The following is a 13,585-nucleotide window of genomic DNA, read 5'->3' as shown; positions in this document are numbered from 1 at the left end:
TATCCTTCTTGTCACGTCCATGAGACCTCCCCAGGTAAGAGCACAATCTTCCTCTCCATGTATCTGCCATATTTACAATTATTATTTCCCGAGTAGTTATTGGACTTCAACTTGTTGTGCAGCCTTATCCATAATAATTGCCTGATATGATTTCTGTTCGTCAGACCAGAGATTTGCCCACGGACTTCCTTCAGATTCGCAATCGCTCACGACACCCTTGTCTTAGGCTATGTCTTTCCCACTACTAGGGCAGACTAGGGACTTTAACCCTTAAGATTGTGCCCATGCTGGGCACACACAAAAAAATGCCTGCCAGCCGTAAGCTGACAGGCAATAAGCTGCCCTAATTATTTGTCCCCAGAAAATTCACACTGCCTGATCCATCGAATTTAAAGGAATTTCCGTCATTTGCCCAATCAACAAAACCGTAAGACAGTTCTTCTCCCTCGATTGCAATGTCTATGCCCCATAAAAACAGGTCCGTTTCCCCGCTGACTGCATTGATGATAAGATGATTAAATTCTTTTTTCTTTTTTGCAATGCTCTTTAAGGTTGCCTTGGAAATCCCGACCATCGCCTGGATAAAGGGTTCCCGCTCCGCATAACCTTCAATTTCTTCAGCCGTGCTGAAAAAGAAGACCTCCTTAAAGGATTCATTTCCAAGACCGTCCAATATTTCATGAATCTTGTCTGTCGCAACAGCTTCCTCTTCGTTTGAGGCACCAACAATGATATAGTTTTTTAACGTATTTTCCATAATATGCTCCTCGTTCATTTTTACAGTTATTATAGCATAGTTATACCTTCCTATGTATCCAATAGCTGGCCTTTTTAATTTGATAACTGCATAACACCTTTGTATAAATCCAATCAACTCCTTAGGCATAAAATGGCTTGTCACGCGCAGTTCGTTTTTTTGCATTGATTTAGTTGATAAGTTGGAATTCGAAAAGAATTTTTCAGACGAATCAGAGGAGGATTTGATGCTATAGCTGACTGGCGCGCTCGGCAACCGTATTGTTGAAGTCGATAACATCATGCAGATAATCCCGGTTCATGAACTTAGAGGTGATGATGAAATCTGCTGTGGCTTTGTTGTTTGCAATTGGAATATCATATACCTGGGCAATCCGCAGGAGTGCCTTCACATCCGGATCATGGGGCTGGGCAGTCAGAGGATCCGAGAAGAAGATGACAAGATCTATATTCCCCTCCACAATTTTTGCTCCGATCTGCTGGTCTCCGCCAAGAGGTCCACTGTTGTAACCCTTAACCTGTAAGCCGACTTTATCCGTAATCATCCTGGCTGTTGTGCCTGTACCGCACAAGTTGTTCTTTGCAAGAATCTCCCGGTTTGTGGTGCACCAGTTGATCAGCTTCGTCTTCTCATTGTCATGGGCGATGAGGGCGATGTTTTTGCGCTTGCGGATGGTAAATGTTATAAAATTTACTATTTTTTCTTCTGTCATAATAGCTCCTTTCTTCTCACGTCATCCTACCATCCGCAAATCTTAAGGAGTATCATCTTTTTGTATGGTTTATGTAAAACTGCAATTCTATAGCTTATTTTCCTGCCTGAGCATCCGGTATCCTATTCCAACATGGGTCTGTATATATTTGGGCTGTGTAGTGTCTGTTTCAATTTTCTTTCTCAGAGTTGCCATGAATACACGCAGGGAAGCTAAATCGGTCTCTGCGGCTCCTCCCCAAACATTTTTCAGTATATATGTATGCGTAAGCACTTTTCCTGCATTCTGTGCCAGGAGAACCAGCAGTTTGTATTCAATGGGCGTCAGGTGCAGTTCCTGTTCCTTCAGGCATGCGCAGCCCGAGGCATAGTCAATTTTCAGATCTCCATTCGTAAAAACAGCCTTTTCCGCGTCCGCCGTCCTGGAAAAATACATCCGCCGCAACGCTACCCTCAGTCTGGCAAGCAGCTCCTCCACAGAAAACGGTTTTACAAGGTAATCATCGGCCCCCGCGTCCAGTGCTTCGATCTTATCCCGGTCTTCCCCTCTGGCGCTGACAACGAGTATTGGGACATTCGTCCATGTCCTTATTTTCTTGATGATATCCAGCCCATCCATGTCAGGGAGACCCAGATCCAGCAAAATCACGTCCGGATTTTGGGACGCTGTCTCCGATATTGCCTGATTTCCATTCTGTGCCGTATGAAAACGGTAACTTTGTGTTTCCAAAGTGGTCGTTATTAAATTCCTTATTGCTGAGTCATCCTCGACAACAAGTATCAATGGTTTATTCATTTATTGAAACCTCCTCCGCCTTTAACGTAAAGCAAAACACCGCGCCCTGCGGTTGATTGTCATATACAGAAATCGTGCCCTTGTGTGCTGATATAATCAGCTTGCAGAGACCCAGCCCAAGACCGGTTCCCCGCCGGCTATCCCCCCTGCTGTTTCCTGAAGTATAAAACATCTCAAAGACCTTCTCTTTCTCCGCATCTGCGATGCCATCCCCATTATCAGCCACCTCCACAACAACCATTCCATTTTCTTTTTTTGCCCGTATGGAAATTGTAGAGCCGGCAGGGGTATATTTTATAGCATTATCCACCAGATTAATAATAACCTGGATAATTAACCGGGGGTTCATTCTTGCCAGCAGCAGTCCATCCGTTTGTTGGAATTCCAGATGGTGCTCTCTGCTTCTTCTGCTGACGTGTCGCAGAGCTTCCGTGATTACCTCTTCAATTAATTCTGCCTCCATATGAATATTCATGGATCCATCCTCAAATCCGGTGACTGTCAGAAGGTTTTCCACCAGATTTATCAGCCACATGGAGTCATCATATATATCCATGTAAAGTTTCCTGTGTTTCTCTTCACTTAATGTCCCTGCATTGTTGAGGAGAATTCCTGCGTTTCCTGAGATGCTTGTAAGCGGCGTCCGCAAGTCATGCGAAATTGAACGTAACAGGTTTGCCCTCAGTTCTTCCCGCTGTGCCCGCATAGCAGCTTCTTCTTTCTGGCCGGCAAATAGATTTTTCGCAAGAGCCAATGCGCATTCCCCCAGAATGGAAACAATCAGGTCGTGTTCAAAAGGGGTGAGTTTATCTTCTTTCATTGGTATCCCAATTATGCAGAAAATCCTGTCGTTGCTTCTTACTGACATATAGAGGCACTTAGCCCCGCTATGCACATTGGTGGACGCTCCGGCTTGTTTCTTATTCTCCAATACCCAACGTGCAACCGATTTTTCATATTCATCTGTGTATTCACTCTTATTGATTTCAACCGAATCGGGTTTATAGAGTATAGGTTCGCCGAGTCCGTTTTCTATATCTTCTATTCCATAAAAAAAAATCGGCCTATTTAGCATCTTCATTAGTTGATTTATCATGACATCTATTATGTCATCCTTGTTTTCCTTTTTCTGTATGAGCCTGGTGGTTTCAAGCAATATGGCCGTTCTGTAGCCTGACCTGGCAAACTGTTTTTCCTGTCTTCTGATTCCCCCTGCCAGTGTACCGGTTATGAATGCGGATATGAACATAATCAGGAAAGTGACGGGATATCCTGATTCATACGCCGACATTGTGAATTTCGGTTCAATATACAGAAAATTAAAAACCAGCACTCCCAGAACTGAGCACACAAGACAATATATGATATTATGAGTAATCACCGCGATGATCAGAACAGCCAGGATAAATACCGTTATAATGTTGGATTCACTGAAACCCAGATATTGAAAGAGATTGCTGATCAGAATTGCTGCGATGAATATTGCAAGAGAAACGATTACGTCGGAAACAAAAAAAAATTTTGCTCCTTTCGGTCTGTATTTCTTTATGTTGTACTTGTCCTCGGAGGCATCTGGAATAATGAAGATTTCCAACCGTGGAGACTGGCTTGCCACTTTATCCGCCAGTGTTGCCCTCTGCAGAAAAATTTTTTTGCGGTCATTACTGCGTCCCACTACAATTTTTGTAACAAACGAAAGCCTTGCATATTCAGATATCTGCAAAGCCACGTCCTCACCACTTATCGTTTCAATCCTTGCACCAAGATTGCCGGCCAGTCTGGTATTGAACTGAAGACGGCTCTTATCCTCTTCCGACATTTTCTCAAAATCCGAAGTTTCTATAAAAAGTGCAGTGAATCTGCAATGGTAAGCCTCTGCCATTCTTGCAGCGGCACGTATGATTTTTTCATTTGACGGTGATGATGATAAGCATACAAGTATGTGTTCTTCTTCCCTGTCCATTTCAACTCCTTGGATCTTCTTACTTTGTCACCAGCCTTTTAATATCACGGTAATGCCCCATTATGATAAGTCTTTCATCTATAGCAAAAACGTGGTCCGGATGCGGCAGAGGCGATATGACTTCACCTCTCTTGATTGCCATGATATTGACATGATGTTTCGTCCGGATAGACTGCTCCGAAATGCTTTTCCCCACCCAGGCCTCGGGGACAGCCACTTCATATATCCCATATTCCGGGGTAAGTTCAACATAGTCGAACACGTTGTTGACGCTATATTTGACGGCCAGTCTTTCCGCTATCTCTCTCTCCGCGTACACTACTTCGTCTGCACCGTTGCGAAGAAGCAGCTTCTTGTATCTGTCCCTGTTGGCACGGGCAAGAATATGCTTTGCCCCAATGTCCTTTAATAATACTACAATTTCCAGTGTCATTGCAAAATTATCTCCAATAGCCACCACACAAAGATCGAAATTGCTTACCCCCAGCGTTCTCATAAAATCAGAATTCGTGGCATCTCCAATCAGGATATGCTGTATCACGGATACGGCTGTATCTGCTCTTTCTTCCGATTTTTCAATTGCCAGCACTTCATTTCCTTCCTCAATCAGTTTCCGTCCCATATGCCTTCCGAAACGGCCAAGGCCTATTATCAATATGGATTTCATTTTTCCTCCTCAATCAGCCGACTCTTATTTTACCAAGCGGCATCTTAGATATCATCATGTGTTTTTCCGAAGAAAAAGCAAACAAAAAGGTAATTGGTCCCACACGCCCAAAAATCATAAGCATGGACAGGATGATTTCCGAGAGGGTCCCTACTCCCGGCGTAATTCCCAGGGTGCAGCCAACCGTACCAATGGCAGAAACCGTTTCGAATAACGCGGTGAAAACAGGTACATTCTCTACCGTTGAGATCACCATCGCTGATGCAATGGATGCGAACATATATATCATAAAAATGCAGGAAGACGTACGCAGGATTTCGTCATCCAGTCTCCTGCCAAAACATTCTATGGATTTTTCTCTCCTCAGTTTTGCACTTATACTCATTACCATCACAGCAAAGGTCGTCGTCTTGATCCCTCCCGCCGTCGATCCTGCAGACCCGCCTATCATCATAAGACAGATCATAAGAAACTGGCTGGAACCCATCAGGTTTCCGAGATTTGCGGAATTGAATCCGGCCGTTCTCGCCGTAACCGACTGAAAAAATGATAGGAGTATTTTTTCTGATGTCGTATATCCATCAAATGCAGATCCAAATTGTTCAAAAATAAATATTCCTGCAGCTCCGCCCACCACCAGGATCAAGGTCACGACAATCACCATTTTGCTGTGCAGTTCCATCTTTCTGAAGCTGAACCGCTTCTCCAGAAGATCATACCACACAAAAAACCCAAGGCCTCCGCTGATGATCAAAAACATTATTATCAGATTCACGTATGCGTTAGTCCCCAGTGTCGTCAATGAGGAGAATGCTTCCCCACTGTTCCCCATGAGGTCAAACCCGGCATTGCAGAATGCCGAAATAGAATGAAATACAGAAAAATACAACCCTTTTCCTAATCCAAGACGCGGACAGAAATGGAACGCCAGCAATAACGCTCCCATTCCTTCAACCACAAGCGTTCCAATCAGCATAATCCTTGTGTTCCGGACAATTCCACCGATCTGTGGAGCCGCAACGGATTCCTGCATAACAAGGCGTTGTGAAAATCCGATTTTCATCCTCGTAAGCGATATAACGGAAACCACGAATGTCATGAATCCAATCCCGCCAATCTGAATCATTACCAGAATCACAATCTGCCCAAATATTGTCCAGTTCATGTAAGTATCGAATCTGACCAGTCCCGTTACGCAAGTGGCGGAAGTGGCCGTGAAGAAAGCGTCAATCATGCTCACCCCTCCTTGTCCCTTTGCAGATGCAGGAAGCATCAGGAGCAAGGTTCCAACCAGGATTACAAGACAGTACCCCATCAGGATAATCTTCATCGGAGACATTTTTTTGATTCTTTTCACTTGTCTTTACCCCATTTTCAAATTTTCTGAACAGTAAATATCAGAGGGATTCTATCAAAATAGCTATTAAGATAGGGTTAGGGTATATGGCAAGCCATTAAGATTATATAAAGACCACCTGGCCTCCTTATAAATTCTTAATGCCCAGTCCTAAGCCATTACTCTATTTTTATGCGTTCACTGATATCATAGGAGCGAGGTGATGATAATGAACGGTGTTTTAATCATAATAACAGTATTAATTGAATTTGCAATTCTTTATTTTCTCGCACGGCTTATTCTCTCTAGGCAATCTTCTGCTGAATAAAAGCAAAAATTCCTTTCCACGTTCTGTTAGACGATTAAAGCAACTTTTCAGGCAAAAGCCTGGCTGCGAAGCCAATAAATATCGGCTTCTAAAAATATTATTTTGCAGACCTGGTTCTATATATACGCCAGGATTCTAACATGGAGGATATTATGAAAAGTTTAATGGACGATAATTCAAAAAAAATTCCGCTGAGCGCTGGATATATGTTGATAGCCTTAGGGATCGTGTATGGTGACATTGGGACATCGCCACTGTACGTAATGAAATCAATTGTATCTGGAAACGGCGGGCTTGCCATGCTGGATAATGATTTTATCATAGGGGCTCTTTCCTTGGTCATCTGGACAATAACCCTGATAACAACGGTAAAATACGTCGTATTTGCATTGAAGGCAGATAACCATGGCGAAGGCGGCATCTTTTCCTTATATCATCTGGTGCTAAAACGCGGAAAACTCCTTGTGATTCCTGCAATGATTGGTGGCGCAGCCCTGTTGGCAGATGGCGTTCTCACGCCTGCTGTTACCGTTACGTCAGCAATTGAGGGGCTGCGGGGGGTACCTTTCATTGTAAATATCATTGGAAATGGACAGGGCGCAATTATTGGGATTTCTATAGTTATAATCAGCGCAATATTCGCTTTTCAACGAGCCGGAACCAGTCTGATAGGAAAAGCGTTTGGGCCAATTATGGTCTTATGGTTCACCTTCCTTGCCATTACGGGTATATTAATGATCAGACTTGATCCACATATACTTCTTGCATTCAATCCTCTCCGTGGAGCAGAATTACTTTTTAGTCCCAATAACAAAGCAGGTTTTATGATATTAGGCAGCATTTTCCTAGCCACAACAGGAGCAGAAGCCCTTTATTCCGATATGGGACACGTGGGCAAGCTGAATATTTATGGAAGCTGGCCTTACGTGAAAGTCTGCCTGATTCTCAATTATCTTGGGCAGGGTGCCTGGCTTATGCATGCACGGCTTCATCCGAAAGCATATTCGTTATCCGATTTGAATCCATTTTTTGATATGCTCCCGGATCGATTAAGATTGTTTTCGGTAATACTGAGTACAATGGCTGCAATCATAGCATCCCAGGCACTTATCACTGGAGCCTACACACTGGTAAAAGAAGCAATTCATCTGGGGCTGCTGCCTCACCTGCAGATCCAATATCCGGCGGAAAAGAAGGGACAGATGTTTATACCGATGGTCAATCATCTTTTATGGGGCTGCTGCATTTGTGTAATCCTTTTCTTCCAGTCTTCAGGCAGGATGGAGGCTGCTTACGGCTTGGCGATTACGGTAACGATGCTCATGACGACAATACTGCTTTTCCAGTATTTGCACATCAAGAAGGTTCCGACTGTTTTCACTATTATATTTCTTGTGTTTTTTGGTGCGCTGGAGGTGACGTTCTTTTTATCCAATGCAGTAAAATTTGTACATGGCGGATATGTGGCAGTCATGCTTGCGTTCTTAATTTTAATTGTAATGCTCACCTGGTATGTAGGGCATAGAACGGAGAAAAAACATGAAATACTATTCCCGGCGGCGCAGTTTGTAGAAAAGTTATGCCGTTTAAGAGAAGATGACTCCATCCCTTACTCCGCCATCAATCTTGTCTATATGACGATTAACGGAGATATGAATTACCTGGAAAGGGATGTGCTGTATTCCATTTTGGATAAACGGCCGAAGCGGGCACAAGTCTACTGGTTTATCCATATTAATGTTGTAGAAGACCCTTATACGATGGCATACAGCGTTCAGGATTTCGGTACGAATTTCTGTTTTAAGGTCAAGCTGAAATTGGGCTTTAAAGTGGAGCAGCGTATAAACGTCTTTATGAGACAGATTATCCAGGATCTCATGAAGAGTGGTGAACTCAAACCCCAATTGCAGATTTACTCTCTGTATGAGGGTTCCAACGTAGGTGATTTTGAGTTTGTTTTCATCAAAAAAACCCTGGCACCGGACAGTGATGTTTCCGGATTCGAGCGTGTCGCCATGAGGTTGAAATATGCAATCAATAGCTTTACAGGCTCACCTGTCCGCTGGTTCGGACTTGAAAATGCAAATACAATTATAGAATCGGTTCCATTGTTAGTGAAGCAGGAAAAGACACTTGTACTTAAGAGAGAATTGCAATAAACACATTCCCATTGAACATTTCTATATGTTATACTTTAATAAACAATCCATGGATGGGAGGAATACTATTATGACAACTGAAAGGTTGAAGATTTACTCAATTAGGTATCTGGTAGACTTTATTCAAAAAGCAAACCTTCAAAACAGAAGGATTAACATCCTGACAGCAGCAGGCCTTATTGAAGGAAAGGTTATCATTGTCAATGAATACTCCGAGGGTGATTTTCCGGATTTTATAAACGGGATGTTAGGAGTTTACGAAAAGGATTATGACATAGACGACCCCTTTATGGACGACCAGAGAAACGCCTTTATCACAATGGAAAATGCAACCCTGATACAGGGTCCCACTAAAACCAGACTTAAATTTATGATCATATACCTTGATGAAATCATAGGTGTATCCCTGTCAGAGAAGGAGTAATTCTTAGGGAACGATAAAAGGAGGGATTGGAAATGAATGAAACCAAAGATCTCACCCCGGCGGAAATAACCAGCGCAACTATTGCCATTGGCATTAGAAAAGTCAAAATCAGGAAGCTCAATCAGTTTATCCTGGCAATTCTCGGAGGTGCTTTCATAGCCTTTGCGGCAGAAGGATCAAATATGGCCGCATTCAATCTGTTTGCAAAGCCTGAAACGTATGGATTGGGCAAGGCTCTTGCCGGTGCAATTTTTGGCACGGGGCTGATGCTGGTAATCATTGCCGGTGCTGAATTGTTCACTGGAAATGTTCTCATACTTGCGGGCATATTCTCCCGTAAAGTAAAAATCGAAGAAATGCTCACCAACTGGGTACTTGTATACATTGGAAATTTTGTCGGTGCGATTTTGATAGCCTATATGATGGTGCAGTCAGGTCTTTTTAATAGCGGAGCCAACGGCCTTGGTGCTGCAACACTGAAAATCGCCGTCTACAAAGTCGGTCTCGACTTTATGCCTGCCTTATTTCTGGGCCTTATGTGCAACTGGCTGGTCTGCCTGGCTGTATGGATGTCCTTTGGTTCTAAAAACATCGTGGGAAAAGTATTTGCAATCTTTTTCCCCATCTGGCTGTTCATCACCTCCGGTTTTGAACACAGTATTGCGAACATGTACTATATTCCCGCCGGAATACTCGCAAAATCCAATGAGGCCTGGGTGGCAGCATCCGGACTTAGCGCCGAGCAGCTGGCGAACCTGAACTGGGGGAGTTTTGTCACCTCCAACCTGATTCCGGTTACCCTTGGGAATATCATTGGTGGCGGAGTGTTCGTTGCCCTGCTCTACTGGTTTACGTACACTAAAAATACCAATTGAATTTTGTCCACACGAAAGAAACCGCCATTATATTATCCGAGGATATATAATGGCGGCTTTTATTTTTCTGCAATCCAGGTTGCAGTATATTCCCATTCATCCGGTGCTTCTGTCCCTCCGGTTATTTCCCATCTTCCCTTTAGTCCCAGTTCCCCTGCTGATAATTCAAAATGGCATTTTGCAATTCCCATATCGTTTTTTTGCAGGTCGTATGCCATGACTCCGTACCCCTTTGTCCTGCAAAGAAAGAAATGATATGCCTGGCCGTCATGAATGATCCGCCAGGGCTGTTTATTGGAAGCAGATGGTCCCAGCCGCACCATTTCAAGAGGAAGGGCATATGCTCCTATGGTTTTTTCATTCATCGGTTCCGAATTGTTCTTTTCGAAAAACAGCTCATTCCAGGCTTTTCTTTTATCCGCACCAATTGAAAATCTCATGACCGTTTCAAAAATCCGTGGATTTTCCCGTTTATACCCAATTGGAGAAACAATCGGAATGAATTCATTCTCCCTTAGGTTTACGGTCTTTTCGAAATCACTTTTATTAAAGGTTCCACCCAGCCAGCATGTCTGGATTCCCAAATCGGTCGCGCAGAGTATGATTTTTTCGAACAGATAGCCAAACGTAAGGGCATCCTTTTCCTCTTTGTCTATTATTCCAACCAGGAATGAATCCGCCCCAGAAATGAAACCGTATGTTCCAAGCTTTACAGGTTTTTCAGGATTTGCTCCGCTATTTCGAACCAGCACAAATCTGCCCTTTATTTTATTTTCCTGGTTAATCTGTGCAATATAGTCTGACAGCTTCCGCAGCGCAATCTCATCAATTTTCCTCCCATCAAAGGTTCTGGACGAAGTCCTCTCCTTGATCACTTCGACAATTGATTTGCTATACTCCATATTTCCTCCTCATTTACTCCTCCCCGTCAAGTACCTGTTCCAAAGCCCGCACAAAAAAGGTGCTTCGCCATTCCCTGATGAAGCACCCCTGAGGCGATTATGATTTTTGTTCGATTTCATTAACACATTCGCTTTTGATTTTTTCAACCAGAGACTGCAATGCATCCACAACATGCGGCCTGATGTCGCCGCCTATCAGCACATACATAATATCATCACCCAGCTCGAGCTGACCTTCATTAAGCCATACCCGGACATAGAAGATGCCGTCCATCCTGTGGGTTGCTGCGATTGCCTCATCCACCTTTGCCGCGTCATAGGAAAATTCCATTCCTTTTACCTGCGATCCGTCATCTACTCCTTGACGCACCTTGGCTTTGGGTGTTTGGCGAACAACTCCATTATGGGCTAAAAACATGCCTACCTGCAGCGCCGAAGGATCTTTTTTTGCTTCTTTGAGCCATTCATCCATTGATGGCGATTGTTTCCTGATTTTTTCATTTATCATACTCTGACACGCTCCTTGACAATTATCATTTAGTCCTTAACAGACCAGTTGACATTCATTATAGCATTTTTGCCAGAAGATTAAAAGACGCTTGCTCATTTTCTATGCTATAATCAACTCGGTAACTGCCGCAAGTTATGGATATACGCACCCGCGGCAGAAATAAAAATGAATTTCAGGTGGCCATATGACACTCACATATTTAGATGAAACGATATATTATGATCTGATTTACAAAAACCGTAAAACCATTTCTATTTCCATAGATATGTATGCCCGTATAGAAATCTGGGCACCAAAAGGCACGACGGAAAAAGCCGTCGTCAGTCTGCTGGAAGAAAAGTGGGAATGGATTCAGCAAAACATAGAAGAAATGAAGATAAAACAAAATGGCCATATAAAGAAAATATATGACCAGGGAGAAACTTTCCTGTATCTTGGAAGCTTCTATCCGATACAGATTACAGAAGACAATGGTATTATCCGGGATTCTGTAACGTTTTCCGGAAACATGCTGCACATATGCGTAAATCAGCTTGAAGACGAAAAAATCCAGAAAGCCCTTAAGCGGTTCTATTATAAAGAATGCAAGAGGCTAATCGAAAAACGTATAAAATACTACCAAAGCAATTTCAAAACAAAACCTCATTCCATCAGCATTACTGAGAACAACAGCAACTGGGGCACCTGCAATTCCTTTCATCAGCTGACATTCAACTGGAAGCTTGCAATGGCACCCCTGGATGTGATTGATTATGTCGTTGTCCACGAGATGTGCCACATGGTCCATATGAATCATGACCGTTCTTTCTGGCGTCTTGTCGGCAAATTCATACCGGATTATGAAAAGAGACAGAATTGGCTGGCATTATCCAATTGGAAAATGATCGTGTGATTATCTGGTCCGGGACGCCGGCTTTGCCGTTCTGCCGGTACCTTGCTTCTTGGCCCTGGAAGGAGCCGGGCGCTGAGCCGGAGCTGCTTTGGGCTTAATTTCGGTGTTGACCAACGGATATGGATGATCTTTGACTTCGGGCAGTGTTTTGCCTATAAATTTCTGAATGTCTTTTAATAAAGGCTTTTCTTCAAAATCGCAGAAGGAGATTGCCTTTCCGCCAAGACCGGCTCTGCCAGTTCGTCCAATCCTGTGTACATAGGTTTCGGGAACCTCTGGCAGGTTATAATTTATAACATGGGAAAGCTCCTCAATATCAAGCCCTCTTGCCGCGATGTCCGTTGCAACCAGGATTCTGGTTTTTCTTTCTTTGAAATCGCTCAGCGCAAGCTGTCTGTTGTTCTGGGATTTGTTTCCATGGATCGCCACGGACATAAATCCTTTTTTACTCAATTCTTTAACGATTTTATCTGCTCCATGTTTTGTTCTGGAAAATACAATCACAGAATCATAGTCCTTATCTTTTAACAGATATGCCAATAAGTTCGTCTTGTTTTCTTTATCAACAAAATACACTTCCTGTTCGATGATGTCGATTGGGGAAAATGCCGGAGTAATTTCAATTTTCACAGGATTTTTCAGTATTGTATCCGCAAGCTTTGCGATTTCGGCGGGCATTGTTGCTGAAAAGAACATGGTCTGCCTTTCCTTAGGGAGATACGTGATAATCCTTTTTACATCATGAAGCATGCCCATATCCAGCATATGGTCCGCCTCATCGATTACAAAATGTTTTACATGGCCCAAATCGATGAATCCCTGTTTTATTAGGTCAAGCAGTCTTCCTGGCGTTGCCACCAGTATATCTATTCCATTTTCCAATTTTCTGGTTTGCGGGGTTTGACCCACTCCGCCGAAAATGACCAGAGTCCTCTGACCCAGGTTAGCCCCATATGCATCAAAACAATCTCCGATTTGGATCGCCAATTCCCGCGTTGGAGCGACAATTAAGGCTTTAATCTGTCTTTGACCTTTCAGCGACTCCTTTCCCATGGAAATGCTTTGCAAGATTGGAATGGAAAAGGCAGCGGTCTTGCCTGTACCTGTCTGGGCGCAGCCCAGTATGTCCATCCCTTCAAGCAGGGGCGGGATTGCCTTGATCTGTATCGGAGTTGCCTCCGTATATCCCTGACTGATAAGAGCCTTCTGAATCGGCCCAATAATATTTAATTCACTAAATAACAATATTTTTTCTCCTCGTATT

At 43.4% G+C, this 13,585-nt stretch carries 13 protein-coding genes; 4 read left to right on the top strand and 9 right to left on the bottom strand.

What is annotated here, in order from left to right; translation table 11 throughout:
- Window positions 1–343: 343 nt before the first annotated feature.
- The 6 genes from BUA79_RS09235 to BUA79_RS09210 all read right to left on the bottom strand — a co-directional run bounded on the left by BUA79_RS09235 (window position 344) and on the right by BUA79_RS09210 (window position 6,251).
- Window positions 344–757 (bottom strand): hypothetical protein, encoded by a 414-nt coding sequence (locus BUA79_RS09235; protein ID WP_073994150.1) that lies wholly within the window; start codon window positions 755–757, stop codon window positions 344–346.
- Window positions 758–986: 229 nt separating this feature from the next.
- Window positions 987–1,469: a methylglyoxal synthase gene (locus tag BUA79_RS09230; RefSeq protein ID WP_073994149.1), complete on the bottom strand. Its 483-nt coding sequence runs from the start codon at window positions 1,467–1,469 to the stop codon at window positions 987–989.
- 87 nt (window positions 1,470–1,556) lie between these two features.
- Complete coding sequence (locus tag BUA79_RS09225) at window positions 1,557–2,264, bottom strand: response regulator (RefSeq protein ID WP_073994148.1); 708 nt, start codon at window positions 2,262–2,264, stop codon at window positions 1,557–1,559.
- The gene (locus tag BUA79_RS09220; protein ID WP_073994147.1) at window positions 2,257–4,227 is read right to left on the bottom strand and encodes an ATP-binding protein; all 1,971 of its coding nucleotides are present in this window, start codon (window positions 4,225–4,227) and stop codon (window positions 2,257–2,259) included. The genes BUA79_RS09225 and BUA79_RS09220 overlap by 8 nt, the downstream gene beginning before the upstream one ends.
- A 19-nt stretch (window positions 4,228–4,246) precedes the next feature.
- Entirely contained in the window at window positions 4,247–4,894 is a 648-nt protein-coding gene (locus BUA79_RS09215) for a potassium channel family protein (protein ID WP_073994146.1), read from the bottom strand.
- 13 nt (window positions 4,895–4,907) lie between these two features.
- Window positions 4,908–6,251, bottom strand: a complete 1,344-nt coding sequence (locus BUA79_RS09210) for a TrkH family potassium uptake protein (RefSeq protein WP_242941674.1) — start codon at window positions 6,249–6,251, stop codon at window positions 4,908–4,910.
- A gap of 459 nt (window positions 6,252–6,710) precedes the next feature.
- Here BUA79_RS09210 and BUA79_RS09205 point away from each other — a divergent pair, with 459 nt between their 5' ends.
- From BUA79_RS09205 to BUA79_RS09195, 3 genes are all read left to right on the top strand, one after another.
- Window positions 6,711–8,717, top strand: a complete 2,007-nt coding sequence (locus BUA79_RS09205; RefSeq protein ID WP_073994145.1) for a KUP/HAK/KT family potassium transporter — start codon at window positions 6,711–6,713, stop codon at window positions 8,715–8,717.
- A 70-nt stretch (window positions 8,718–8,787) separates the two neighbouring features.
- Window positions 8,788–9,141 (top strand): hypothetical protein, encoded by a 354-nt coding sequence (locus BUA79_RS09200; protein ID WP_073994144.1) that lies wholly within the window; start codon window positions 8,788–8,790, stop codon window positions 9,139–9,141.
- 32 nt (window positions 9,142–9,173) lie between these two features.
- Window positions 9,174–10,016, top strand: coding sequence for a formate/nitrite transporter family protein (locus BUA79_RS09195; RefSeq protein WP_073994143.1), 843 nt, complete (start codon window positions 9,174–9,176; stop codon window positions 10,014–10,016).
- 59 nt (window positions 10,017–10,075) lie between these two features.
- Here the strand turns inward: BUA79_RS09195 and BUA79_RS09190 are convergent, their stop codons facing one another.
- Entirely contained in the window at window positions 10,076–10,918 is an 843-nt protein-coding gene (locus BUA79_RS09190) for a nitroreductase family protein (protein ID WP_073994142.1), read from the bottom strand.
- 97 nt (window positions 10,919–11,015) lie between these two features.
- Complete coding sequence (locus BUA79_RS09185) at window positions 11,016–11,426, bottom strand: molybdenum cofactor biosynthesis protein MoaE (RefSeq protein WP_073994141.1); 411 nt, start codon at window positions 11,424–11,426, stop codon at window positions 11,016–11,018.
- Window positions 11,427–11,613: 187 nt separating this feature from the next.
- Here BUA79_RS09185 and BUA79_RS09180 point away from each other — a divergent pair, with 187 nt between their 5' ends.
- Window positions 11,614–12,321, top strand: a complete 708-nt coding sequence (locus BUA79_RS09180; RefSeq protein ID WP_073994140.1) for a M48 family metallopeptidase — start codon at window positions 11,614–11,616, stop codon at window positions 12,319–12,321.
- Here the strand turns inward: BUA79_RS09180 and BUA79_RS09175 are convergent, their stop codons facing one another.
- Complete coding sequence (locus BUA79_RS09175) at window positions 12,322–13,566, bottom strand: DEAD/DEAH box helicase (RefSeq protein ID WP_073994139.1); 1,245 nt, start codon at window positions 13,564–13,566, stop codon at window positions 12,322–12,324.
- Between the last annotated feature and the right edge of the window lie 19 nt (window positions 13,567–13,585).

The sequence above is a fragment of the Parasporobacterium paucivorans DSM 15970 genome, from assembly GCF_900141895.1.
In the GTDB taxonomy this organism is placed as follows: Bacteria; Bacillota; Clostridia; order Lachnospirales; family Lachnospiraceae; genus Parasporobacterium; species Parasporobacterium paucivorans.
Note: the sequence above shows the minus strand (reverse complement) of the source record. Positions and strands in the feature narration are given on the sequence as shown.

Coding starts and splice junctions, on each gene's coding strand:
- BUA79_RS09235 (WP_073994150.1), bottom strand. CDS start 757: ATGGAAAATACGTTAAAAAACTATATCATTGTTGGTGCCTCAAACGAA.
- BUA79_RS09230 (WP_073994149.1), bottom strand. CDS start 1,469: ATGACAGAAGAAAAAATAGTAAATTTTATAACATTTACCATCCGCAAG.
- BUA79_RS09225 (WP_073994148.1), bottom strand. CDS start 2,264: ATGAATAAACCATTGATACTTGTTGTCGAGGATGACTCAGCAATAAGG.
- BUA79_RS09220 (WP_073994147.1), bottom strand. CDS start 4,227: ATGGACAGGGAAGAAGAACACATACTTGTATGCTTATCATCATCACCG.
- BUA79_RS09215 (WP_073994146.1), bottom strand. CDS start 4,894: ATGAAATCCATATTGATAATAGGCCTTGGCCGTTTCGGAAGGCATATG.
- BUA79_RS09205 (WP_073994145.1), top strand. CDS start 6,711: ATGAAAAGTTTAATGGACGATAATTCAAAAAAAATTCCGCTGAGCGCT.
- BUA79_RS09200 (WP_073994144.1), top strand. CDS start 8,788: ATGACAACTGAAAGGTTGAAGATTTACTCAATTAGGTATCTGGTAGAC.
- BUA79_RS09195 (WP_073994143.1), top strand. CDS start 9,174: ATGAATGAAACCAAAGATCTCACCCCGGCGGAAATAACCAGCGCAACT.
- BUA79_RS09190 (WP_073994142.1), bottom strand. CDS start 10,918: ATGGAGTATAGCAAATCAATTGTCGAAGTGATCAAGGAGAGGACTTCG.
- BUA79_RS09185 (WP_073994141.1), bottom strand. CDS start 11,426: ATGATAAATGAAAAAATCAGGAAACAATCGCCATCAATGGATGAATGG.
- BUA79_RS09180 (WP_073994140.1), top strand. CDS start 11,614: ATGACACTCACATATTTAGATGAAACGATATATTATGATCTGATTTAC.